This window comes from Burkholderia sp. Bp8991 (assembly GCF_003853795.1).
Classification (GTDB): domain Bacteria; phylum Pseudomonadota; class Gammaproteobacteria; order Burkholderiales; family Burkholderiaceae; genus Burkholderia.
In genome coordinates this window covers 328,911-351,573 of record NZ_QTQJ01000003.1, presented here as the reverse complement: position 1 = coordinate 351,573, position 22,663 = coordinate 328,911, and the positions used below count along the sequence as shown (strand labels likewise).

The window sequence follows — 22,663 nt, the reverse complement described above, 5'->3', positions numbered from 1 at the left end:
CGGCGGATCTGAACGATCAGTCGGCGATGGGCTGCGGCGCACGGCGCCGCTGCCAGTTTCTTTCACTGAAATGCAGATAGAGCAGGCCGGGCAGGCCGAGCGCGAGTTCGCGCGCGCGCTTCGCGAGCGACAGCGCGAGCGCCGCGTCGGGCGGCAGGCCGACCAGCGGGGCGAGCAGCAGGTAACCGCCTTCCTGTGCACCGAGCGAGCCCGGGATCGCGAACGCCGCACCGCGAATCGCCTGGCCGACGCTCTCGAGCAGCAGCGCGTCGAGCCAGCTGACCGGGTGCCCGAGGAAGTGCAGCGCGAGCCACACTTCGGCGGTGCCGACGATCCAGCCGGCGAGGCTCAATGCGAAGGTCTTCGCGACCTTCGCGCGATCGCGGTAAAGCGCGCCGACCGCGTCGTCGATCGCGTCCGCGCGGGTCGCGAGCGACGACCAGTCGCGCGGGCCGAGCAGCTTCGACGCGAGACGCAACCCGCGGCCGAACAGCCCGCGCCGCTGCGCCGCGTAGAACGCGACGGCCAGCGCGCCGAGCACGCCGGTGGCGATCAGCGCCGGCGTGCGCAGGTGAGCGACCGACTCGTGCGTCGCATACACGCTGAACGTGGCGATGCCGATCAGCGCGAACGCCATCTGCGCGAGCGCCTGCATCGTCGTGCTGACGGTGACCGCGGCGGCCGCGTCGGCCATCCGCGTGCCGCGCTGCGCGAGGTGGCGCACCATCAGCACCGGGCCGCCGATCTGCCCGGCGGGCAGCAGGCTGTTCACCGATTCGCCGACCCAGCGCGCGCGCAGCGCGTTGCCGAGCTCGGCGCCCGGCTGGCCGCGGCGGAACATCACCGAGATCGCCAGCGCGTCGATCACGAGCGGGACGACGTGGAATGCCGCGACGAGCGCGAGGCCCCAGCCGGCCGCGAGGAACGTCGACGCGACCGCGCCGACGCCCTGCCACGCGAGCAGGGCGACGAACAGTGCCGTTCCGAGGGACAGCAGGATCAGGCCGGCGCGTGTCATGACCCGCTCGACCGGCGCGTAGCCAGCTGCTTGAACACCTGGCGGAAACCGAAATATGCGATCGCGTCCTTCATGTTCGAGATGAAGCGCTTCCACGGCCGCATGCCGGGGTTGGTCACGTATTCGAACGTGAGCGACACGCGCGTCTCGTTCTGGCCGAGCGGCGTGACGCGATGGCGCAGCTTGTCGCCGTCGAACAGCACGATGCCGCCGTCGGCGATCTGCACGGAGCCCGGTTCGTCGGGCACGTCGGGATTGCGCGTATGCAGCTCGTAGTCGAGCCGGCACGACGACTCGTCGATCACGCCGATCAGCAGCGTGTAGCGGCGGCCGTCGTAATACGACGTGTCGTAGTGCCAGCCGATGTGGTCGCCCGGCTTCGTGTAGTAATACAGCGCATACGCATGCGGATCGTCGTCCGGCGACAGCATCAGCTTGTCGCCGGTGACCTTCTCGAGGAAGCCGATCAGCGCCTTCGAGCGGTACAGCTCCGCGATGTACGGCGCCTGCTCGTCGATCGTGTGCCGGCTCACGCTGCCGCCCTGCTTGTGGCCGGGCAGGTAATTGCGGTTCAGGCCGGCCTGCATCGCGCGGGCGGCGGCCGCGAGCTTCGCGTGCGCGTCGGCCGGCAGGAATGCGTCGAGGTACAGGAACGAGCCCTGGCGCGTGTAGTCGCCGCGCAGGCGGTCGAGGTCGAGACGGCCGACGCAGTCGGCCACGGTGCGATCGGGATCGGCCGCTGCCGCGCGCGCAGGCGCGGGGCGTGCCGGGCTCAGCACGGAGTCGTCGCGCGTGCTAGGAGTCATTTGGAAACCTGGATTTCGGTAGGGTTCTGCGGGAGATTGCCGCGGCGGACGATGCGCCACCAGTCGATCACGACCCACGCGGCGAACAGCGGGGCGCCGATCGATGCCGCGAGCAGGAACGGCTGGACGCCGTCGACGAGCGTCACGATCGGCAGCAGGTAGAGCACGTCTTCCGTCTCGAAGCCGCCGGCGAACGCCTGCTTGGTGCCGGCCTTGCCGGCGATCGATTCGATCCGCATGCGCAGGAAGAAGATCAGCGCGACGGCCGCCCCGGCCACCGCGCCGAGCAGCACCGGCGACGCGGCCATCTGGCCGCCCTGGGCGACGATGCCGAGGCCCATGCTGACGAACAGCGCGACCGTCACGAGCGCGTCGGCCGCGAGGTCGTAAAAGTGACCGATCTTGCTGGACTTGCCGCTGATGCGCGCGAGTTCGCCGTCGGTGTGGTCGACGAAGTTCGACAGCACGATCAGGAATGCCCCCGCGTTGATCCAGCCGAAGCCGCCTTGCGCGAGGCACCAGGCACCGGCGAGGCCGATCAGCAGACGAAGGGTAGTGAGGTGATTCGGGGTGACGGGCGTGTCGATCAGCGGGCGTACGAGCGAGCGCGCGAGCCGCGCATCCCAGGTGCGTGGCAGGGGCGGTTCGGAACGTGTGGCGGTTTTTCTTTGGTCCATCGGCGAAATATATACGGAATTGTAATTTGTTGCTTTTTATTCGATCAATGTCCTGACATACGGGAGTGTTACCGCGTATTCCGGACATCGCCCGGTTGCGAACCGGATGTGCGAAACGGCGTTCGCACAGGCGGGCCTTACCAGCTTCAGTGTGGTTCGCGTCGCGCGGCTGTCAAGGGCGGACGGGCCTTGCGCGCGGGCGCGGCGGCGCTCCGCGCGCGTCGCCGCGTTGATGTGCATCAGGCCCGCAAAAGCCGCGTCGGGCGACAATCGGCCGCGGCGATCGCCGATCGGCCGTCGCGTGCGGATTCCCTGCGTTTACGCGATCAATCCGGAAAGATATCGATCGATTGCCGTTCAGCAGCTTGCAATCCGGGCGCGGCAAACTGGCGGTCCGCTTTCGCGTACCTTTCGAGCGGATTCGATGCGCGGCCGCGCCCTGTCACAGAACGGCCGTTCGATACCCGGCGCATTCGGCAAGTATCTTTTGCATTCAACGGACATTTCGCGGCGATGGCCTCTGCGATACTCCGACCGTGCCCGTGGTGCCGGGCCGCCCCTCGCGGCCCCAAGGGCTTCGCGTCGCCCAGGAGACACCCCCCGCGACGTCAACGACAGACCAAAAGCGTCAGATATACAGCCATGTCTTCTTCACGCATCCTCGCTCCCGCCCTGCGTTCGCTCGTCCGCACCGCCGACGAAGCCGCCGCGCTGATCCGCCCCGGCATGACCGTCGCCATGAGCGGCTTCACCGGTTCCGGCTATCCGAAGGCCGTGCCCGCCGCGCTCGCCGCCCACATCGACGCGGCCCACGCGCGCGGCGAGGACTTCCGGATCAACGTGCTGACCGGCGCATCGACCGCGCCGGAACTCGACGGCGCGCTCGCCCGCACCAACGGCATCTCGATGCGCCTGCCGTACCAGTCCGACCCGACGCTGCGCGACAAGATCAACGCCGGCGAAGTCGACTACCAGGACGTCCACCTGAGCCACGTCGCGCAATACGCATGGTTCGGGCTGTACGGCGAGCTCGACGTCGCGATCGTCGAAGTCGCGGGTATCCGCGAGGACGGGTTGCTGATTCCGTCCGCGTCGATCGGCAACAACAAGACGTGGCTCGAGCAGGCGAAGCACGTGATCCTCGAAGTCAACGCGCGTCAGCCGCTCGGCCTCGACGGGATGCACGACGTCTATTACGGCACCGCGCTGCCGCCGCACCGCAAGCCGATTCCGCTGACGAAAAGCGACGACCGGATCGGCGAGCCGTACCTGCGCTGCCCGGCCGAGAAGATCGTCGCGATCGTCGAGACCGACGCGCCGGACCGCAGCAACGCGTTCTCCGCGCCGGACGCCACGTCGAAGCAGATCGCGCTGCAACTGATCGACTTCCTGCGCCACGAAGTGAAGCGCGGCCGCCTGCCGGAAAACCTGCTGCCGCTGCAGTCGGGCGTCGGCAACATCACGAACGCGGTGCTCGCGGAACTCAGCTCCGCCGGCTTCTCGAACCTGACCGCGTACACCGAAGTGATCCAGGACGGCATGCTCGACCTGCTCGACGACGGCACGTTGAGCTTCGCGTCGGCCACGGCGTTGTCGCTGAGCCCGGCCGCGGTGCAGCGCTTCGCGGACGAGATCGCGACGTTCCGCGAAAAGATCCTGCTGCGCCCGCAGGAGATCAGCAACCATCCGGAACTCGTGCGCCGCCTCGGCTGCATCGCGATGAACGGGATGATCGAGGCCGACATCTACGGCAACGTGAACTCGACGCACGTGATGGGCACGAAGATCCAGAACGGCATCGGCGGCTCGGGCGACTTCGCGCGCAACGGCTACCTGTCGTGCTTCATGTCGGCGAGTACCGCGAAGGGCGGCGCGATCTCGCGGATCGTGCCGATGGCGAGCCACGTCGACCATACGGAGCACGACGTCGCGGTGGTCGTCACCGAGCAGGGGCTCGCCGACCTGCGCGGCTTGTCGCCGAAGCAGCGCGCGCGCAAGATCATCGCGACCTGCGCGCATCCCGACTACCGGCCGATGCTCGAGGACTACTTCGAGCGCGCGTCGCGCGAGAGCTTCGGCAAGCACACGCCGCACCTGCTCGCCGAGGCGCTGTCGTGGCACGAGCGCTACGTGCGCACCGGGACGATGAAGGCCTGACGTCGCGGCCCGCGGCGGGCAGGTGCCCGCCGCACTGAGTCAATCCATCGCCGCGTGCGCGACGTCGACGCTCGCCGTTTTCTGCGGCGGGCGGATCAGCAGCAACAGCGGGATCATCAGCAGCGTCGCGACGAACATCAGCTTGAAGTCGTTCAGGTAGGCGATCATCGCGGCCTGCTGGTTGATCGTGCGGTCGAGCAGCGCGATGTCGACGTGGCTGCCGGCCATCGCCTGCACGGCCGGGTCGAACGGCGTGATGTGGGTCGCGAGGTCGGCATGCGCGACCTGCGTGTTGCGCGTCATCAGCGTCTGGACGATCGAGATGCCGATACTGCTGCCGATGTTGCGCATCAGGCTGTAGGTGGCCGTGCCGTCCGCGCGCAGCTCGGGCTGCAGCGTCGAGAACGACAGCGCGCTCAGCGGCACGAACACGAGCCCCAGGCCGAAGCCCTGGACCACCCCGGGCCACACGATGTCCGCCTCGGACAGCACGATCGTGTACTGCATCATCTGCCACAGCGCGAGCGCGGAAATCGCCAGCCCGGCGAGCAGCAGCGCCCGCGCGTCCACGTATTTCAGCAATCGTCCGACGAACAGCATCGCGATCATCGTGCCCGCGCCGCTCGGCGCGGTGACGAGCCCCGTCGTCGCGACGGGATAGCCCATCAGGTTCTGCAGCATCGGCGGCAGCAGCGCGCGCGTTGCGTACAGCACCGCGCCGACGACGAAGATGAACAGCGTGCCGGTCGCGAAGTTCGGGTCGCGCAGCAATTCCGACTTGAAGAACGAGGCCTTGCCGACGGTCGCCGTATGCACGAGGAAGAACGCGAAGCTCAGCGCCGCGACGAGCGCCTCGATGCGGATCTCGTACGAACCGAACCAGTCGAGCTGTTCGCCGCGGTCGAGCATCGCCTGGAACGCGCCGATCGCGAGCGCGAGCGTCGCGAAGCCGAACGCGTCGAATTTCACGTGCGGGCGCGGTGCGCGCGCGGGCAGGAAGGTCAGCACGCCGGCCAGTGCGAACGCGCCGATCGGCACGTTGATGAAGAACACCCAGCGCCAGTTGTAGCTGTCGGTGAGCCAGCCGCCGAGCGTCGGGCCGAGGATCGGGCCGACCATCACGCCCATCCCCCAGATCGCCATCGCCTGGCCCTGTTTCTCGCGCGGGTTGATGTCGAGCAGGATCGACTGCGACAGCGGCACCAGCGCGGCGCCGAATACGCCCTGCAGCAGCCGCGCGCCGACGATCTGCACGAGCGACTCGGACAGCCCGCACAGCGCGGACGCGATCGTGAAACCCGCGATCGAGATCGTCAGCAGCCGTTTCATGCTGAGCCGGTCGGACAGCCAGCCGGTCAGCGGCGTCGCGATCGCCGCGGCGACGATGTAGGAAGTCAGTACCCAGGTGATTTCGTCCTGCGACGCGGACAGCGTGCCCTGCATGTGCGGCAGCGCGACGTTCGCGATCGTGCTGTCGAGCGTCTGGATCAGCGTCGCGAGCATGATCGACAGGGTCAGCATCGGCCGATTGAGGGCGGGCGGCGAGGCGGGGGCGTCGGCGGCGGGATTCAAGCGGGTGTCTCCGTGGGGCGGTCGCCGTGGGCGGCGATCCGGTACGGCTCGAATTATAAGCATGCTTATTATGTTTGTGCTCATCGCTTGGTCGGGGCCGCGGGTCATTCGCGGCCTGCCCCTATAATCGCCGCATGGACAAGACCTACGAGAACCGGATCGGTTACCTGATTTCCGACGTGGCCCGCCTGCAAGGACGCCTGTTCGACCGGCGCGCGAAGCGCATCGGGCTGACGCGCGCGCAAAGCCGCGTGCTCGCGTACCTGACATGGAAGGGCGAGATGAATCAGGCGCGGCTCGCGGAATGGCTCGAGATCACGCCGATCTCGTTGACGCGGCTGCTCGACCGGATGGAAAGCTGCGGGTGGATCGAACGCATCGCGAACGACGACGATCGCCGCGCGTTCGTGATCCGGCTGACCGACAAGTCGCGCGAGATCTTTCCGCAGATGCTGGAAGTGGGCGACACCGTCACCGACGACGGGCTGCGCGGCTTCACGCGCGACGAGCGCGACACGCTCGTGCGCCTGCTCGGGCGCGTGCGTCACAACCTGATCGACAGCGGCGGCGAATGACGCGGGCGCGGGCGCGGCGCAGTTGAATCGGCCGGCAACGGCGGGGCGGCTGCGGCAACGGCGGGGCGGTCCGGGCTTGTGTCGGAGGAGTCGGGCCGCTATCTTGCAACCTCAAGTTCACTTGAGATCAAGCATGAGCCGTCTGGACATCGCCGATGTCGCGCGCCGCTCGGGATTGCCCGCGTCGACGCTGCGCTACTACGAGGAAAAGGGATTGATCGTGCCGACCGGCCGTCACGGGCTGCGGCGCCAGTATGACGAATCGGTGCTGGAGCGCCTGGCGCTGATCGCGCTCGGCCGCGAGGCCGGTTTTTCGCTGGACGACATCGTCGCGATGTTCGGCGCGGACGGCCGGCTCGCGCTCGATCGCGCGAAACTCGACGACAAGGCCGACGAGCTCGACCGCACGATCCGCCGTCTCGGCGCGGTGCGCGATGCGTTGCGACATGCGGCCGTGTGCCCGGCGCCGAGTCATCTCGAGTGTCCGTCGTTCCGCAAGCTGCTGCGCATCGCCGCGCATCGTCATCCGGTGCGCCGCACGAAGACGGACGGCACGTAAGCGGTCAAGCGGTCCGGTTTGCCGGAACGGCGCGCGCGGGCGGGCGGCGGGGGCGGCCGGCGCCCCCGAGCGGATCATCCCGCGTAATACACACGACACTCCATCTCGCGTCCGCGCACGATGCGCTTGCCGACGAGCGAGCCGAGCGTTTCGGTGACGACCGTCCTCTGGTACTCGCATTGCAGCGCGTCGTAGAAGTAGAGCGCGACCCAGTCGGCGGTGCGGGTGGACTCCTGCGGGCGAACGGGATACGGGCACAGCGCGGTGAAATGCCAGCCGCCTTTCGTCATGTGCATCACGGGCGGCTGAACGCTCAGGTCCGCGTTCAGCCGACGCGACACGAGCGTGGGCAGGATGCCGGCGGCGGCCTTGTTGCGGTACAGGCGGTCGATATACAGCAGCAGCTCGACCGGCGGCTCCGTGCCGAGATCGGCGTTGCGCGCGTGGCCTTGCCAGCGCCGGCGCCGGGTCAGCACGTCGTCGAGCGCAGCGCGGATGCCGGACGCGCGACGCGGGCCGACGCCCGCGATCGCTTCGAGCTGGCCGCTGCGGGCCGCGCGTTCGAGATCCTCGAGCGTATCGATGTGCAACTGGTCGTGAATCCGCAGCGCGAGCGCGTGGCCGATGCCCGGCACGGCTTCGAATGCGGACGCGCGCTCCGCGTCGCCGCGCAGCCGGTCGAGCAGGCGCCAGCGTCCGGTCACCAGCAGTTCGGCGATCGCCTGGGCGACGCCCGTGCCGATCTCCGGCAGTGCGGCGAGCGAATCGACGCCGCCCGCGTCGAAGCGGGTGCGGATGCCGTCTTCGAGCGAGGCGATCGTGTCGGCCGACGCGCGGTAGGCGGCAACCCGATAAGGATTCGCCCCCTGTTCGGCAAGCAACTGCGCGGCTTCGCGCAGGCAGGCCGCGATTTGCCGGTTTTCCTCGTGTGTCTGGCCGATGGTCGTTTGCATGTGCGGAGCCCGGGGATGTGCAAACGGAATGGACACGGCGGATAACGCGCCGGTCGCATTTTTTTTTATTTCAACACATTGTCAGGGCCGGCGACGAACAAAACTTGATGTGCATCAATAGCAAACGTTGCACAGGCGGAAGCGGGCCGCGCACGTTCGTGCCGGGTCGCGGCACGAACGTGCGATGCGTCACGCTTCGAGGAACGTCTGCGCGCCTTCCGCCTCCGCGGCCGTGCGCAGCGCGGCGAGCGCGCGCTTCTCGATCTGCCGCACGCGTTCGCGCGACATGCCCGCGTCCTGCGCGATCGCATCGTAGGTGTCGGGCTCGGCGCCGCCGAGGCCGAACCGGCGGCGCAGCACGTCGGCCTCGGCCGGCGTGACCGAGCGCAGCAGCGACGTCACGCATTCGCGCATCCGCGTGTCGGCCAGCTGCTCGAACGGGCTCGCCGATGCCTGGTCCTCGATCAGGTCGACGAGGCCGGCGTCCGCGTCGGGCAGCGGCGTGTCGAGCGACACCGGCTCGGCAGGGAGCGCGAGCACCGCGCGCAGCTTGTCCTCGGCGAGCCCGGTTTCGGCCGCGAGTTCGGCCGGCGTCGCGCGCCGGCCGGTGCGCTGGCGGAAGCGCAGTGCGTGCCGATGCACGCGCTGGTACTGGTCGCCGACGTGCACCGGTACGCGGATCGTGCGCGCGCGATCGGCCACCGCGCGCGCGACCGCCTGCCGGATCCACCAGGTCGCGTAGGTCGAGAACTTGAAGCCGCGCCGGTATTCGAACTTCTCGATCGCGCGCATCAGGCCGAGGCAGCCGTCCTGCACGAGGTCGGGCAGGTCGACGCCGCGGTTCATGTACTTGCGCGCGATCGACAGCACGAGCCGCAGGTTCGCCTCGAGCATCGCGCGCGTACCGTCGCGCACCTTCTGCTGGCCGTCGCTCAGCGCGGCGCCGAGCGCACGCCGCGCGACCGTGTCGAAGCACGCGGCGTCGGTGCCCGCGGCGGCGTCCGTCGCGGCGTCGACCGGCGCGGCGGCCAGTGCGCGCACGACGCGGCTTGCGTCGTCGACGGCCGGTGCCACCCACGCGAGCGAACCGAGCAGCGCGGCCAGGCGGTTGCGCGCGTCGCGGTATTCGGCCGAGCGGCAACCCTGTGCGTGCAATGCGCGGCGCACGGCCGTCACCGCGTCCTGCAGCGTGTCGTAGCGTGCAGGCACCGGTGCGTTGCCGTCGCCGTCGCGGACTTCATCGCCTTCGTTGACGGCCGCGCCGGTGGCGCTCGTCGCGCCGTGGCGCGCGAGCAGCGCCTCGACGGCCGCCGGACAGCCGGCGAGCGCGTGCAGGATCTGATGGCGGCCCGTTTCGATTTCGCGGGCCAGCACGATTTCGTCCTCGCGCTTGAGCAGGGGCACCGCATGGATGCGCCGCATGTAGAGCGCGAGCGGATCGGTCGATGCGCTCGTGCCGCGGGCCAGATCGCCGAGCAGCGCACGGCCCTCGTCGAGCGCGTCGCGATCGACGTCGACCGGCGCCGCGCCCGCGAACGGCACCGGCGCGGCCGGCTCGTCGAGCACGGCGATGCCGATGTCTGCCAGCGCGGCGCGCACGACGTCCAGCGCGTCGGGGCTGTCGCTTTCCGGCGGCAGCGCGTCGACGAGGTCGGCGTGCGTCAGATAACCCTGTTCGCCGGCAAGCGCCAGCAGCTGGATGATCGGATCGAGGGGCGTGTCCGCCCGAAGCGTGGGGCGTGGCGTAGTCATGTCGATGGCGGCGTGAGCCGCGTTCCTGTCTGGGCGGGCCGAAGTCCGCGGGTTTCAGGCTCCCGGAGGCCGCGAACGCCCGTCCGCGCCGGCCAGCCTGACTCGATATTCAAGTTGAGGGCATTTGCGTCAACTTCAACGTCGGCGCGGCTGACGCGCGAGCATGCGGCATGCCCGCCCGGTTGCGACCTGGATTCGACCGTGGAAACAAAAAGTAACGGATCGAACCCGCAGAAATATGCGGGGGACGTAAGCTAGAGTCAGGCGCGCGCCACGCAGCGACGCGCGGATTCCTGCGGAGCATGAAATGAACCCGATTTCCGCCGCGAGGCCTGCCGTCATGGCGCTGGCCATGCTCGCGCTGAGCGGTTGTTATTACACGAGCCCGTACGGCTATGCGCCGTATTACGCACCCGTGCCTGCCACGGTTTCGCAGCGCGAACTCCCGGCAGGGCCGGCAAATGCCGGGCCGGTTGCCCCGTCGACACCCGCGGTGCCGGCCGTGCCGCCGCCGGCGGACGATTACGCCGACGCGCCGGCTCCGGTATATGCCGCGCCGGTCTATGTGCCTTACCCGGCCTACTATCCCGCGTATTACCCGGGCTGGTACGGGCCGCCCGTCACGATCGGCCTCGGCTTCTGGGGGCATTGGGGCGGCGGCTACCGCGGCGGGTACTGGCGCCGTCCCTGGGGCGGCGGCCACTGGGGAGGCGGGCATTGGGGCGGGGGCCATCGACATTGACCGACGCGCGGCGGCACCGCGCGGGAGAGCAACATGAGCAACACGATCATCCGAAGTCTGTGCGTCGTCCTGTTCGGTCTCGCCGCGATACCGGGCCTCGCCGACGCGCAAAGCAGCGCCTATACGAATTCCGGGGCCGAAATCTATGCGGGGCCGGCGCCCGATTATCCGGTCGTCGCGCAGGTCCCGCCCGGCACCGCGCTGGACGTGTTCGGCTGCCTGAGCGATTACTCATGGTGCGACGTCGCGCTGCCGGGCGTGCGCGGCTGGATCGACGCGGAGCAGCTCGACTATCCGTATCAGGGCAATTACGTGCCGTTGCTCGAATACGGCGCGATCATCGGCGTGCCGGTGACCGGGTTCGCGATCGGCGCGTACTGGGATCGCTACTACCGCCACCGGCCGTGGTTTCACGATCGCGACCGCTGGGAGCATCGTGCCGAGCCGCGCATCGGCCCCGGCGGGATGCCGCCGGCCTACGGGCGCCCGCAGCCGGGCGGGCCGGTTCAGCGCGCGCCGGGCGGCGAGCCGTCCGAGCGGCATGATGCACGGCCGTCGGCCACGCGCGGCGGCTGGAACGGCCCGAACCGCGCGCCGGCGCCGCAGGCCGCGCCCGCGCCCGCGCAGATGCCTGGCGCGGCTGCCCGTCAGCCGGCGCCACCGCCGCAATCGTCACCGCCCGCACCGAGCGGTGGCGCGGCCCGGATGATGGTGCCGCCGACGCATCAGGGTGGTGGAGGTTACGGCGGCGCACGGCCGCAGGGCGGCGGAAACGGCGGCGGGAACCACGGCGGTGGCGGGGGTGGAGGCAGCAGCGACGAGTTTCGCCGTTGACCGGCCGACGGCAGCGGGGGCGCGGCCCTTGGCCTGCGCCGGACGAAAAACGGATCGGTCGGCTCGCTCATCGCGCCCCTGCAAGCCTGTTCCTGGAAAAACGAAACCCCACGCTCCGAAAAACGTGGGGTTCGTCAGCAGTCCGATGCCGCTCCGGAGAGCGGCTCCCGATCGAGGCGGGCGGGCCCGTCGTGGGGCCCGCCGCCGCGCGTCAGTCGTCGAGCAGCGACAGGTCGCGCACGGCGCCCTTGTCGGCCGACATCACCAGCTTCGCATAGGCCTTCAGCGCGGCGGACACCTTGCGCGGGCGCGGTTGCGCCGGTTTCCAGCCCTTCGCGTTCTGCTCCTCGCGGCGCCGTGCGAGCTCCTCGTCCGAAACGAGCACGTCGATCGTGCGGTTCGGGATGTCGATGCGGATCTTGTCGCCGTCGCGCACGAGGCCGATCGCGCCGCCCGCCGCCGCTTCCGGCGAGCAGTGACCGATCGACAGGCCCGACGTGCCGCCCGAGAAGCGGCCGTCGGTCAGCAGCGCGCATGCCTTGCCGAGGCCCTTCGACTTGATGTAGCTCGTCGGGTACAGCATTTCCTGCATGCCGGGGCCGCCCTTCGGGCCTTCGTAGCGGACGATCACGACGTCGCCGGCCTTGACCTTGTCGTTCAGGATGTTCTCGACCGCTTCGTCCTGCGACTCGGTCACGTGGGCCGAGCCCTCGAACACGAGGATGCTTTCATCGACGCCGGCCGTCTTCACCACGCAGCCGTCGAGCGCGATGTTGCCGGTCAGCACGGCGAGGCCGCCTTCCTTCGAGAACGCATGCTCGTACGAGCGGATGCAGCCTTCGGCGCGGTCGAGGTCGAGGCTCGGCCAGCGCGTGTCCTGGCTGAACGCGACCTGCGTCGGGATCCCGGCCGGGCCGGCCAGGTAGAACGTGCGGACCGCTTCGTCTTCGGTGCGGACGATGTCCCACTGGTCGAGCGCGTCCTTCAGCGTCGGCGCGTGCACGGTCGGCACGTCGGTGTGCAGCTTGCCGGCGCGGTCGAGCTCGCCGAGGATCGCCATGATGCCGCCGGCGCGGTGCACGTCCTCGATGTGGTACTTGTTCGTGTTCGGTGCGACCTTGCACAGCTGCGGCACGCTGCGCGACAGGCGATCGATGTCCTTCATCGTGAAGTCGATGCCGGCTTCCTGCGCGATCGCCAGCAGGTGCAGGATCGTGTTGGTCGAACCGCCCATCGCGATGTCGAGCGTCATCGCGTTCTCGAACGCCTTGAAGCCGACCGAGCGCGGCAGCACGCGCAGGTCGTCCTGCTCGTAGTGCTGGCGGGTCAGCTCGACGATGCGGCGGCCGGCGCGCTTGAACAGCTGCTCGCGATCGGCGTGCGTCGCGACGACCGTGCCGTTGCCGGGCAGCGACAGGCCGAGCGCTTCGGTCAGGCAGTTCATCGAGTTCGCGGTGAACATGCCCGAGCACGAACCGCAGGTCGGGCACGCCGAGCGTTCGACTTCGGCGACGTCGGCATCCGAATACGACTGGTCGGCCGCGATCACCATCGCGTCGACGAGGTCGAGCTTCTTCAGTTCGATGGCCTTGGTGACCGGGTTCGCGAGTCGCGTCTTGCCGGCTTCCATCGGGCCGCCCGACACGAAGATCACCGGGATGTTCAGGCGCATCGCGGCCATCAGCATCCCTGGCGTGATCTTGTCGCAGTTCGAGATACAGACCATCGCGTCCGCGCAGTGCGCGTTCACCATGTACTCGACCGAGTCGGCGATGATGTCGCGGCTCGGCAGCGAGTAGAGCATGCCGTCATGGCCCATCGCGATGCCGTCGTCGACCGCGATCGTGTTGAATTCCTTCGCGACGCCGCCGGCGGCCTCGATCTCGCGCGCGACGAGCTGGCCGAGATCCTTCAGGTGCACGTGCCCGGGCACGAACTGCGTGAACGAGTTGACGACCGCGATGATCGGCTTCGAGAAATCGTCGTCTTTCATGCCGGTGGCGCGCCACAGCGAGCGCGCACCTGCCATGTTGCGGCCGGCGGTGGAGGTTTTGGAACGGTATGTGGGCATGGTGATGGCTGAAGAAATATCGCGGAAAAGGGTGGAGGCACGGGAATAAAGGCCTCTCTCGCGCCCGTGCGAACAACCTCTTGAGCTGCGCCCTGGGCAAACTCGACGATTATCCCACAGCCGCCGGGCGCGCGGCGCCCGCGGGCGCGGGCGCGGGTGGAGTGGTGCGCCGGACAGCGCCTCGGTGTGCCGAGCGTGAAGGCGAACCGGGCGCACCAGGCACGAAGGCGGACGCCGGCCATCGCCGGCGGAGCCGGCAGCGGCTTCATCGCCCGTTCCGCCGACGATGAAGCCGTGCGCCGTACCCGTCGATCGCGCGTCAGTCGAGCAGCGTCAGGATTTCGTCGTACAGCGCCTGCGGAATCCGCACGCCGTGCGCGATGCTGCGCGCGCGGGCATCGAAGCGCCGTTGCGACGGCAGCCGCGCGCCTTGCCCGGTGATCGACGCGAACATCCGCTCTCCGCGCGCGAGGCCCGCGTCGAGATCGTCGCCGAGGAACACCTTCGGGTCGAACGCGATCACGAGTTCGCCGTGGCACGGCGTCGCGCCGACGCCTGCGTCGAAATCCATCGACTCCTGGCTCGTCATGTCGCCGATCAGCGCGCCGCCGAGCAGTTCGACCATCGCCGCGAGCGCCGAACCCTTGTGCCCGCCGAAGGTGCGCATCGCACCCTGCAGCGCGGCCTTCGGGTCGGTGGTCGGCTGGCCATCGGCGTCGATCGCCCAGTGCGGCGGGATCGCCTTCCCCTGTTTCGCATGCAGCTCGATGTCGCCGCGCGCGATCGCGCTGGTCGCGAAATCGAACACGAACGGCACGCCGTCCGGGCGCGGCCACGCGAATGCGATCGGGTTGGTGCCGAACACCGGTTCGCGGCCGCCTTCCGGCGCGACCCAGCTGTGGCTCGGGTTCATCGCGATGCCGGCCAGCCCCTCGGCGGCGATCGCCTCGACCTCGGGCCACAGCGCCGAGAAGTGGTAGCAGCGGTTGATCGTCATCGCGGCGATCCCGTGCTGCTTCGCCATCTCGACGAGCACCGGCAGGCCGGTCTCGAAGCTCAGCAGCGAGAAGCCGCGATGCGCGTCGACGGAGACGATCGACGACGACAGCCGGCGCAGCGTCGGCACCGCCTGCGGATCGACCTTGCCTTTCTTCAGCGAGCGCACGCACACGAGCAGCCGGTACACGCCGTGCGAGTGGCACTCGTCGCGCTGGCCCTGCGTGATCACGCTGGCGATAGCCTGCGCGTGCGCAGCGGACATCCCGTGGTGCGTCAGCACCCGCAGCGCGAGTGCGTGCACCTCGTCGAGCGACAGGACGACTTCGGCGAGCGGCTCAGACATCGCGCGCTTCCCGCGGCGCGGGCACGCCGTCGATGCGTTGCGGCACGTTCAGCGGGTTACCGTTGCGGATGGCGTCCGGCAGCAGCGCGTCCGGCACGTCCTGGTACGACACGGGGCGCAGGAACCGCTCGATCGCGCGTGCGCCGACCGATGTCGTGCGCGTGTCGGACGTGGCCGGGAACGGGCCGCCGTGCACCATCGCATGACCGACCTCGACGCCCGTGCCGAAGCCGTTGACGAGAATGCGGCCGGCCTTGCGCTCGAGCGTCGGGCGCAGCGCGGCGAACAGCGCGGCGTCGCCGTCGGCGAGATGCGCGGCGATGGTCAGCTGGCCTTCGAGCGACTTCAGCACGCGATGCAGCGTGTCGGCATCCGGGCAGCGCACGATCAGCGACGCGGGGCCGAACACTTCGTCGCGCAGTTCGGGGTGGGCGATGAACGCGTCCGCCGACGTCGCGAACAGCGCCGCGCGCGCCTGGTAGCGGCCGCCTTCCACGCCTTCCGCGAGCAACTCGACCGCGTCGTGCGCGCGCAGGGTGGCCACGCCTTGCGCATAGCTCGCGTGGATGTGCGGCGTCAGCATCGTCTGCGCGGCGGTCGCCTGCACGGCGGTGGCCGCCGCGGCTTCGAACGCGCGCAGCGCGGGGCCGTCGACCGCGAGCACGAGGCCCGGGTTCGTGCAGAACTGGCCGGCGCCGAGGGCGAGCGACGCGACGAACTGCGGCGCGATCGTGTCGTGGCGCGCGTCGAGCGCGGCCGGGAACAGCAGCACCGGGTTGATCGAGCTCATTTCCGCATAGACCGGAATCGGCTCGTGGCGCGCGGCCGCGATGTTCATCAGCGCGACGCCGCCGCGGCGCGAGCCGGTGAAACCGACGGCCTTGATGCGCGGATCGGCGACGAGCGCCTGGCCGATTTCACGCGACGCATCGAACAGCAGCGAGAACACGCCGGCCGGCAGCCCGCATTCGCGCACGGCCTGCTGGATCGCACGGCCGACGAGCTCGGACGTGCCCGGGTGCGCGGAGTGCGCCTTGACGATCACCGGGCAGCCGGCCGCGAGTGCCGATGCCGTATCGCCGCCCGCGACCGAGAACGCGAGCGGGAAGTTCGACGCGCCGAACACGGCGACCGGCCCGATCGCGACGTTGCGCAGGCGCAGGTCGACGCGCGGCAGCGGCTTGCGGTCGGGGCGGGCCGGGTCGATGCGCGCATCGACGTAGCCGCCGTCGCGCACGAGCGACGCGAACAGCGCGAGCTGGCCAACCGTGCGGCCGCGTTCGCCTTCGATGCGTGCGCGCGGCAGCCCCGTTTCGGTGACGCAGCGCTCGATCAGGTCGTCGCCGAGCGCCATGATGTTGCGGCCGATCGCGTCGAGAAACGCGGCGCGTTGCTCGGGGCCCGTTTCGCGATACGTGTCGAAGGCTTCGTCGGCGAGCGCGCAGGCCGTCTCCAGGTCGTGCAGGCTCGCGCCGCCGAACGCGGGTTCGAGCGGTTCGCCGGTCGCGGCGGCGATCGCGTGAAGGGTGCCGTTCTGTCCGGCGACGGCCGACTGGCCGATCAGGAGCTGACCTGTGAGTTGCATGGTTCTTCCTCGGAAAATGCGGGGCCGGGCGTGATGCGCCCGGCCGGAGTGGAAAGGGGAAAGCGGGTGCGTCAGTCTTCGTCGTCTTCGAGCTGCAGCTTGTCGGAACGGATGCCGGTGTTGGCGCCCCAGTAGAAGATCACGAGCGCGACGGCCGCGACGACGACCGTGTCGTACGGATGCGCGAGCTGGCCCGTGCCGCCGAAGCCGCCGAAGTACGACAGCACGATCATGGCCGCGTAGAACGCGATCAGCCACGCGGACGAGCGCACCTGTTCGGCGATGCTCAGGTGCGCGGTCGGCACCCAGCGGCGGCACGCGAGATAGATCACGAACATCACGATCTGCAGGCCGAGCAGCCAGGACACCGTGCTCCAGCCCGACCAGTAGACGATCAGCGCGGCGATCACGAACGACGCGGGGCCGGTGATGCCGAACGCCACCGCGCGGAACGGCCGCGGCAGGCCGGGCGCGGTGCGGCGCAGCGCGGCGACCGACACGGGCGCGACCGCGTAGCTCAGCACGAGCGCGGCCGACACGATGTTGATCAGCGCTTCCCACGACGGGAACGGCATGGTCCAGAAGATCGCGAGGCCGAATGTGAGCCACAGGCCCGCGCGCGGGATGCCCGATGCCTCGTCGACACGCGTGAACACCTTGAAGAACGTGCCCGTCTTCGCCCAGCCGTAGACGACGCGCGGCGTCGCGTTCATGTAGATGTTGCCGCAGCCGCTCGGCGAGATCATCGCGTCGGCCACCACCATCACCGCGAGCCAGCCCACGCCGAGTGCGAGCGCGATGTCGCGGTACGGCAGCGAGAAGGCCTTGCTCACGTCGTGCCAGCCGGCGGCCAGCATGTCGGTCGGGATGCTGCCGATGAAGGCGAGCTGCAGCAGCACGTAGATCAGCGTGGACAGCAGGATCGACAGAATCAGCGCGATCGGGATCGTGCGCTGCGGATTGCGCACTTCGCTCGCGACCGACACGATCGGCGTGAGGCCGAGGTACGCGAAGATGATGCCGCCGGCCGACACGGCCATCTCGATGCCCGGCATGCCGAACGGCGCGAAGCCGTGCATGGTCAGGTTGGCGGGCTTGAAGAACGTGAACAGCACCGCGATCACCGACAGCGGCACGATGAACTTGAAGATGCTGATGATGTTGTTCGCCTTCGCGAACGTCTTCACGCTCGAATAGTTCAGGTAAAAGAACAAGCACAGCAGCGCGGCCTGCACGAGCCAGCCGAGCGTGGTCGGGTCGCTCGAGCCGGCCTTGGTGAGACCGGGAAACCACGCGGCCGCATATTGGCGTGCGGCGACCACTTCGATCGCGATCAGGCTCGAGAACGCGATCAGCGTGATGAAGCCCATCAGGTAGCCGAGCAGCGGGCCGTGCGAGAACACCGGGTAGCGGACCACGCCGCCCGCGCGCGGCAGCGCGGCGCCGAGCTCGCAGTAGACGATGCCGAGCAGCAGCACCGCGAAGCCGCCGAGCAGCCACGAGAAGATGCCGGCCGGGCCGGCGATCGTCGACACGTGACTCGCGGCGAACAGCCACCCCGAACCGAAAATCGCGCCGAGGCCGATGAACGTCAGGTCGGTCAGCGACAACTGCTTCTTGAACTTGCCGTGACCGCCGTCGGCGGGCACGGAACGGGAAAGCGGGACGGACGGGTGTGTGTTGCCTTGGCCTGGCATGGGTTTGTCTCCTGGGAAATATCGGTGCAGGTGTGGCTTGCGCCGGGCTCCGACGGAGCTGCGGCGCAACACCTGCCGGCCGGCGTGCGACCGGTTCGAGCGACCGGCGCGAGCCGGGGGCCGTTCATGCGCGGCGCGGGTTGGCGCCGCAGCGAACGGCCCGCGCGAGCCATGCCGGACCGGAAGCGGCGATGCGACGGGGGATGCCGTTGCACCGCCGGGGGGGAAATCGGTCGGCGCGGTCAGCGGTTCGCCCGATTCCGATCGGCGCGGCGCGCGGCGTCGAAAGCGATGGAAGCGCCCGGTGCGAACCGGTTGCTGAGGGCGGGGAAAACTCCGGTCCGCTGGATGGCGTTTCGGCTCACTGCAATCTCCTGCTTCGTATCGGTCGACGACAGGCGTGTCGACGTGCAACCAGTATCGCCGTGCAAACACCCATCACGCTTGAGCCGGATCGCGGAGCAAAATGACGAAATCGGCATAGTGGCCGGAAGGGCCGCGAAGGGTGCTTCGCACTATGCCGATTTCGTCGCCGTCCTTATCGAAAAGCCACAAGCGGACGGACGCGCGACGGAGGAAGCTATGCTCTTTTCCCCACATCGGACGGCTCATGATGAAGCGCATCCAGATCATCGATTCGCACACGGGCGGCGAACCCACGCGGCTCGTCGTGTCCGGTTTCCCCTCGCTCGGCAACGGCACGATGGCCGAGCGCCGCGACGTGCTCGCGCGCGAGCATGATCGCTATCGCACCGCGTGCATTCTCGAGCCGCGCGGCAGCGACGTGCTGGTCGGCGCGCTGCTGTGCGAGCCCGTGTCGCCGGAGGCGGCGGCCGGCGTGATCTTCTTCAACAACAGCGGCTATCTCGGAATGTGCGGGCACGGCACGATCGGCGTCGTGCGCACGCTGCATCACATGGGCCGCATCGAGCCGGGCGTGCACCGGATCGAAACGCCGGTCGGCACCGTCGAGGCGACGCTGCACGACGACCTGTCGGTCAGCGTGCGCAACGTGCTCGCGTATCGCCACGCGAAGGCCGTCGATGTCGACGTGCCGGGCTACGGCCCCGTGAAGGGCGACATCGCGTGGGGCGGCAACTGGTTCTTCCTGATCAGCGATCACGGCCAGCGCGTGGCCGGCGACAACGTCGCGGCGCTTACCGCCTATTCGTCCGCGGTGCGCGCGGGGCTCGAGCGCGCGGGCATCACCGGCGCGAACGGCGGCGAGATCGACCATATCGAACTGTTCGCTGACGATCCCGAGCACGACAGCCGCAGCTTCGTGCTGTGCCCGGGCCACGCGTACGACCGTTCGCCGTGCGGCACCGGCACGAGCGCGAAGCTCGCGTGCCTCGCGGCCGACGGCAAGCTCGAGCCGGGCGTCGTGTGGCGGCAGGCGAGCGTGATCGGCAGCGTGTTCCAGGCGAGCTATGCGCAGGCCGACGGCGGCATCGTGCCGACGATCCGCGGCAGCGCGCACCTCAGCGCGGAAGCGACGCTGCTGATCGAGGAAGACGATCCGTTCGGCTGGGGCATCGTGTCGTGAGCGAAATCAGGACCGACGTCGTCGTGATCGGCGCCGGCATCGTCGGCGCGGCGTGTGCGCACGAACTCGCGCAGCGCGGGCTGCGCGTGCTCGTCGTCGATGACGCGAGCGGCGGCGCAACCGGCGCCGGCATGGGGCACCTCGTCGCGATGGACGACAACGCGGCGGAGCTCGCGCTGAGCCATTACTCGATCGAGCTGTGGCGCGCGCTCGCCGGCGAGATGCCGGAAGGCTGCGCGTACCGCAACTGCGGCACGCTGTGGCTCGCGGCCGATTCCAGCGAGATGGACCTCGCGCGCACCAAGCAGGCGACGCTCGCCGCACATGGCGTCGCGGGCGAACTGATCGATGCGGCGACGCTCGCGCAACTCGAGCCGATGCTGCGCGCGGGCCTCGGCGGCGCGCTGAAGATCCCCGGCGACGCGATTCTCTATGCGCCCGTCGCCGCGAGCTGGCTGCTGCAGCGCGCGCCGGGCATCACGTTGCGGCGCGAGCGCGCGGTGGCGGTCGATGGTCCGAGCGTGACGCTCGCGAGCGGCGACACGCTGCGCGCGGAACGCGTGGTCGTCGCGAACGGCGTCGCCGCGCGCACGCTGTTGCCCGAGCTGCCGCTGCGCCCGAAGAAGGGGCATCTGCTGATCACCGATCGTTACCCGGGCCAGGTGTCGCACCAGCTCGTCGAACTCGGCTATGCGGCGAGCGCGCACGCGAGCGACGGCACGTCGGTCGCGTTCAACGTGCAGCCGCGACCGACCGGCCAGCTGCTGATCGGCTCGTCGCGCCAGTTCGATACCGACGACGCGCGCATCGAGCCGCCGGTCCTCGCGCGCATGCTGCGCCGCGCTGTCGGCTACTTGCCCGACCTGGCCGACCTGAACGGGATTCGCGCATGGACGGGTTTCCGTTCGGCGAGCCCCGACGGCCTGCCGCTGCTCGGCGAACATCCGGCGCGGCCGGGCGTATGGCTCGCGGTCGGGCACGAAGGGCTGGGCGTGACGACCGCGCCGGGCAGTGCGCGGCTCGTCGCCGCATTGATGACCGGCGAGCGGCCGCCCATCGACATCGAACCGTATTTGCCGGGACGTTTCCTGACGACGTCCCCCGTAGCTGGAGCGCTGACATGAAACGACCCCCACGCACACTTCGTTCGCCATCGACCGGAGTTGGCGCTTCAGCGCTTGCCCCGGTCCCATGCAAGGCGCCCCCCGCGGGGGCGGCCCGCCGGAGGCTCACATGATCATTCATCTGGACGGCCGCGCGCTGACGGTGGCCGACGGTGCGACCGTCGCGGCCGCCGTCGCGGCGAGCGGTGACGACACGACGCGCGTGTCGTGCACGGGTGCGGCGCGCGCGCCGTTTTGCGGTATGGGCATCTGCCAGGAGTGCAGGATGACGATCGACGGCCGCCGCCGCCTGGCCTGCCAGACGTTGTGCCGCGACGGGATGCGGGTGGAGCGCACGCGATGAGCACGGCGAAACAGGAAAGACTGAGCGTCGACGTCGCGATCGTCGGCGCGGGCCCGGCCGGGCTGTCGGCGGCGCGGGCCGCCGCACGAAGCGGTGCGACGGTCGCGATCGTCGACGACAATCCGCGCGCGGGCGGGCAGATCTGGCGCCAGGCGGCGGCCGCGACGCCGGTGCCGGACGCGGCGGAACGCCTGGCCGTGCTGCGTCAGCCGAACGTCACGCATCTCGCTGCCACGCGCATCGTGGCCGAAACGCAGCCGGGCACGCTGCTGCTCGAGGACGACGAGCGCGGCTTCCTGCTCGAATTCCACACGCTGATCGTGTGTTGCGGTGCGCGCGAGCTGCTGCTGCCGTTCCCGGGCTGGACGCTGCCGGGCGTGACCGGCGCGGGCGGGCTGCAGGCCCTGATCAAGTACGGCCTCGACGTGCGCGGGCAGCGCACGGTGATCGCCGGCAGCGGCCCGCTGCTGCTCGCGAGCGCGGCGACGGCCCGTCAGGCCGGCGCGCAGGTGTCGCACGTGCTCGAACAGGCGGCGTGGAGCGACGTGGCCGGCTTCGGCGCGGGGCTTTGGCGCTGGCCGTCGAAACTCTCGCAGGCGGCGAAGCTCGTCACGGCAGCCTACCGGCCCAATGCCCACGTCGTCGAGGCGTTCGGCGACAAGCGGCTCGAACGCGTGCGGATCCGGCAGGGCGAGCGAGAGTTCGAGGTCGACTGCGACAGGCTCGCGTGCGGCTTCGGCCTCGTGCCGAACACCGTGCTGCCGAGCCACCTCGGCTGCCGGATAGAAAACGGCGCGGTGGTGGTCGACGCGCATCAGCGCACGAGCCGCGACGGCTGTTTCGCGGCGGGCGAGTGCACGGGTGTCGGCGGCAGCGAACTGGCGATGGTCGAAGGCGAAATCGCCGGCTACGCGGCCACCGGGCAGACGGCGCCGCTCGTCGAGCGGATTGCGCAGCGCGCGCACTGGCAGGCGTTCGCGGATGCGGTGCGCGAGCGCTTCGCGATACGCGAGCCGATCCGCAAGCTCGCGCGGCCCGACACGCTGCTGTGCCGTTGCGAGGACGTGCGCTTCGACGCGGTCGCAGACGCGGCCGCGCCTGCGCCGGGCTGGACGGCCGCGAAGCTGCAGACGCGCTGCGGGATGGGCGCATGCCAGGGCCGCGTGTGCGGCGCGGCCGCGCAGGCGCTGTTCGGCTGGACGCCGCCGGTGCCGCGCACGCCGCTCGTGCCCGCGCGAGTCGGCACGCTGATGCTGGACGACATCGCGTCCTGCGACGGCGGCTGATGCGCCACGGCGCAGCGCCCGGTT

General features: G+C 69.7%; 19 protein-coding genes. 9 read left to right on the top strand and 10 right to left on the bottom strand.

Annotated features, from left to right (window positions below; all coding sequences use genetic code 11):
* Positions 1 to 16: 16 nt before the first annotated feature.
* The 3 genes from DIE02_RS05305 to DIE02_RS05295 are packed head-to-tail and all read right to left on the bottom strand — an operon-like array spanning position 17 to position 2,501.
* On the bottom strand, positions 17 to 1,018 hold the full coding sequence (locus DIE02_RS05305; RefSeq protein WP_044843986.1) for an HpnL family protein: 1,002 nt from the start codon (positions 1,016 to 1,018) through the stop codon (positions 17 to 19).
* Positions 1,015 to 1,824, bottom strand: coding sequence for a 2OG-Fe(II) oxygenase (locus tag DIE02_RS05300; RefSeq protein WP_124485033.1), 810 nt, complete (start codon positions 1,822 to 1,824; stop codon positions 1,015 to 1,017). The genes DIE02_RS05305 and DIE02_RS05300 overlap by 4 nt, the downstream gene beginning before the upstream one ends.
* Positions 1,821 to 2,501, bottom strand: a complete 681-nt coding sequence (locus DIE02_RS05295) for a CDP-alcohol phosphatidyltransferase family protein (RefSeq protein ID WP_124485032.1) — start codon at positions 2,499 to 2,501, stop codon at positions 1,821 to 1,823. The genes DIE02_RS05300 and DIE02_RS05295 overlap by 4 nt, the downstream gene beginning before the upstream one ends.
* Before the next feature lie 642 nt (positions 2,502 to 3,143).
* Between DIE02_RS05295 and DIE02_RS05290 the strand changes: the two genes are divergently transcribed.
* The gene (locus DIE02_RS05290; protein ID WP_124485031.1) at positions 3,144 to 4,658 is read left to right on the top strand and encodes an acetyl-CoA hydrolase/transferase family protein; all 1,515 of its coding nucleotides are present in this window, start codon (positions 3,144 to 3,146) and stop codon (positions 4,656 to 4,658) included.
* 39 nt (positions 4,659 to 4,697) lie between these two features.
* On the opposite strand, the gene DIE02_RS05285 is transcribed toward DIE02_RS05290, so the two are convergent.
* Positions 4,698 to 6,230: a DHA2 family efflux MFS transporter permease subunit gene (locus DIE02_RS05285; RefSeq protein WP_124485030.1), complete on the bottom strand. Its 1,533-nt coding sequence runs from the start codon at positions 6,228 to 6,230 to the stop codon at positions 4,698 to 4,700.
* Positions 6,231 to 6,364: 134 nt separating this feature from the next.
* Here DIE02_RS05285 and DIE02_RS05280 point away from each other — a divergent pair, with 134 nt between their 5' ends.
* Together DIE02_RS05280 and DIE02_RS05275 are read left to right on the top strand one after the other, a co-directional pair.
* Positions 6,365 to 6,805, top strand: a complete 441-nt coding sequence (locus tag DIE02_RS05280; protein WP_124485029.1) for a MarR family winged helix-turn-helix transcriptional regulator — start codon at positions 6,365 to 6,367, stop codon at positions 6,803 to 6,805.
* Between the two features lie 133 nt (positions 6,806 to 6,938).
* Entirely contained in the window at positions 6,939 to 7,364 is a 426-nt protein-coding gene (locus tag DIE02_RS05275; protein ID WP_044843992.1) for a helix-turn-helix domain-containing protein, read from the top strand.
* Positions 7,365 to 7,438: 74 nt separating this feature from the next.
* Here DIE02_RS05275 and DIE02_RS05270 read toward each other — a convergent pair whose 3' ends face one another.
* Both DIE02_RS05270 and DIE02_RS05265 read right to left on the bottom strand, forming a co-directional pair.
* On the bottom strand, positions 7,439 to 8,317 hold the full coding sequence (locus DIE02_RS05270) for a helix-hairpin-helix domain-containing protein (protein WP_124485028.1): 879 nt from the start codon (positions 8,315 to 8,317) through the stop codon (positions 7,439 to 7,441).
* A 189-nt stretch (positions 8,318 to 8,506) separates the two neighbouring features.
* Entirely contained in the window at positions 8,507 to 10,069 is a 1,563-nt protein-coding gene (locus DIE02_RS05265; protein ID WP_124485027.1) for a sigma-70 family RNA polymerase sigma factor, read from the bottom strand.
* A gap of 307 nt (positions 10,070 to 10,376) precedes the next feature.
* Between DIE02_RS05265 and DIE02_RS05260 the strand changes: the two genes are divergently transcribed.
* Positions 10,377 to 10,811: a hypothetical protein gene (locus DIE02_RS05260; protein WP_124485026.1), complete on the top strand. Its 435-nt coding sequence runs from the start codon at positions 10,377 to 10,379 to the stop codon at positions 10,809 to 10,811.
* Between the two features lie 33 nt (positions 10,812 to 10,844).
* Positions 10,845 to 11,645, top strand: coding sequence for an SH3 domain-containing protein (locus DIE02_RS05255; RefSeq protein WP_124485025.1), 801 nt, complete (start codon positions 10,845 to 10,847; stop codon positions 11,643 to 11,645).
* A 211-nt stretch (positions 11,646 to 11,856) separates the two neighbouring features.
* On the opposite strand, the gene ilvD is transcribed toward DIE02_RS05255, so the two are convergent.
* From ilvD to DIE02_RS05235, 4 genes are all read right to left on the bottom strand, one after another.
* Complete coding sequence (gene ilvD, locus DIE02_RS05250; RefSeq protein ID WP_124485024.1) at positions 11,857 to 13,716, bottom strand: dihydroxy-acid dehydratase; 1,860 nt, start codon at positions 13,714 to 13,716, stop codon at positions 11,857 to 11,859.
* A 319-nt stretch (positions 13,717 to 14,035) separates the two neighbouring features.
* Positions 14,036 to 15,058 (bottom strand): Ldh family oxidoreductase, encoded by a 1,023-nt coding sequence (locus DIE02_RS05245; RefSeq protein ID WP_124485023.1) that lies wholly within the window; start codon positions 15,056 to 15,058, stop codon positions 14,036 to 14,038.
* Complete coding sequence (locus DIE02_RS05240) at positions 15,051 to 16,643, bottom strand: aldehyde dehydrogenase (NADP(+)) (protein WP_044842882.1); 1,593 nt, start codon at positions 16,641 to 16,643, stop codon at positions 15,051 to 15,053. The genes DIE02_RS05245 and DIE02_RS05240 overlap by 8 nt, the downstream gene beginning before the upstream one ends.
* Before the next feature lie 71 nt (positions 16,644 to 16,714).
* Positions 16,715 to 18,340 (bottom strand): APC family permease, encoded by a 1,626-nt coding sequence (locus tag DIE02_RS05235; RefSeq protein ID WP_044842883.1) that lies wholly within the window; start codon positions 18,338 to 18,340, stop codon positions 16,715 to 16,717.
* 613 nt (positions 18,341 to 18,953) lie between these two features.
* Here DIE02_RS05235 and DIE02_RS05230 point away from each other — a divergent pair.
* The 4 genes from DIE02_RS05230 to DIE02_RS05215 all read left to right on the top strand — a co-directional run bounded on the left by DIE02_RS05230 (position 18,954) and on the right by DIE02_RS05215 (position 22,639).
* The gene (locus DIE02_RS05230; protein ID WP_124485087.1) at positions 18,954 to 19,886 is read left to right on the top strand and encodes a 4-hydroxyproline epimerase; all 933 of its coding nucleotides are present in this window, start codon (positions 18,954 to 18,956) and stop codon (positions 19,884 to 19,886) included.
* Positions 19,883 to 21,010: an FAD-binding oxidoreductase gene (locus DIE02_RS05225; RefSeq protein ID WP_124485022.1), complete on the top strand. Its 1,128-nt coding sequence runs from the start codon at positions 19,883 to 19,885 to the stop codon at positions 21,008 to 21,010. The genes DIE02_RS05230 and DIE02_RS05225 overlap by 4 nt, the downstream gene beginning before the upstream one ends.
* A 109-nt stretch (positions 21,011 to 21,119) precedes the next feature.
* Complete coding sequence (locus DIE02_RS05220; protein WP_011658575.1) at positions 21,120 to 21,353, top strand: 2Fe-2S iron-sulfur cluster-binding protein; 234 nt, start codon at positions 21,120 to 21,122, stop codon at positions 21,351 to 21,353.
* The gene (locus tag DIE02_RS05215) at positions 21,350 to 22,639 is read left to right on the top strand and encodes an FAD/NAD(P)-binding oxidoreductase (protein WP_124485021.1); all 1,290 of its coding nucleotides are present in this window, start codon (positions 21,350 to 21,352) and stop codon (positions 22,637 to 22,639) included. The genes DIE02_RS05220 and DIE02_RS05215 overlap by 4 nt, the downstream gene beginning before the upstream one ends.
* Positions 22,640 to 22,663 lie beyond the last annotated feature (24 nt).

Coding starts and splice junctions, on each gene's coding strand:
- DIE02_RS05305 (WP_044843986.1), bottom strand. CDS start 1,018: ATGACACGCGCCGGCCTGATCCTGCTGTCCCTCGGAACGGCACTGTTC.
- DIE02_RS05300 (WP_124485033.1), bottom strand. CDS start 1,824: ATGACTCCTAGCACGCGCGACGACTCCGTGCTGAGCCCGGCACGCCCC.
- DIE02_RS05295 (WP_124485032.1), bottom strand. CDS start 2,501: ATGGACCAAAGAAAAACCGCCACACGTTCCGAACCGCCCCTGCCACGC.
- DIE02_RS05290 (WP_124485031.1), top strand. CDS start 3,144: ATGTCTTCTTCACGCATCCTCGCTCCCGCCCTGCGTTCGCTCGTCCGC.
- DIE02_RS05280 (WP_124485029.1), top strand. CDS start 6,365: ATGGACAAGACCTACGAGAACCGGATCGGTTACCTGATTTCCGACGTG.
- DIE02_RS05275 (WP_044843992.1), top strand. CDS start 6,939: ATGAGCCGTCTGGACATCGCCGATGTCGCGCGCCGCTCGGGATTGCCC.
- DIE02_RS05270 (WP_124485028.1), bottom strand. CDS start 8,317: ATGCAAACGACCATCGGCCAGACACACGAGGAAAACCGGCAAATCGCG.
- DIE02_RS05265 (WP_124485027.1), bottom strand. CDS start 10,069: ATGACTACGCCACGCCCCACGCTTCGGGCGGACACGCCCCTCGATCCG.
- DIE02_RS05260 (WP_124485026.1), top strand. CDS start 10,377: ATGAACCCGATTTCCGCCGCGAGGCCTGCCGTCATGGCGCTGGCCATG.
- DIE02_RS05255 (WP_124485025.1), top strand. CDS start 10,845: ATGAGCAACACGATCATCCGAAGTCTGTGCGTCGTCCTGTTCGGTCTC.
- ilvD (WP_124485024.1), bottom strand. CDS start 13,716: ATGCCCACATACCGTTCCAAAACCTCCACCGCCGGCCGCAACATGGCA.
- DIE02_RS05245 (WP_124485023.1), bottom strand. CDS start 15,058: ATGTCTGAGCCGCTCGCCGAAGTCGTCCTGTCGCTCGACGAGGTGCAC.
- DIE02_RS05240 (WP_044842882.1), bottom strand. CDS start 16,643: ATGCAACTCACAGGTCAGCTCCTGATCGGCCAGTCGGCCGTCGCCGGA.
- DIE02_RS05235 (WP_044842883.1), bottom strand. CDS start 18,340: ATGCCAGGCCAAGGCAACACACACCCGTCCGTCCCGCTTTCCCGTTCC.
- DIE02_RS05230 (WP_124485087.1), top strand. CDS start 18,954: ATGAAGCGCATCCAGATCATCGATTCGCACACGGGCGGCGAACCCACG.
- DIE02_RS05220 (WP_011658575.1), top strand. CDS start 21,120: ATGATCATTCATCTGGACGGCCGCGCGCTGACGGTGGCCGACGGTGCG.
- DIE02_RS05215 (WP_124485021.1), top strand. CDS start 21,350: ATGAGCACGGCGAAACAGGAAAGACTGAGCGTCGACGTCGCGATCGTC.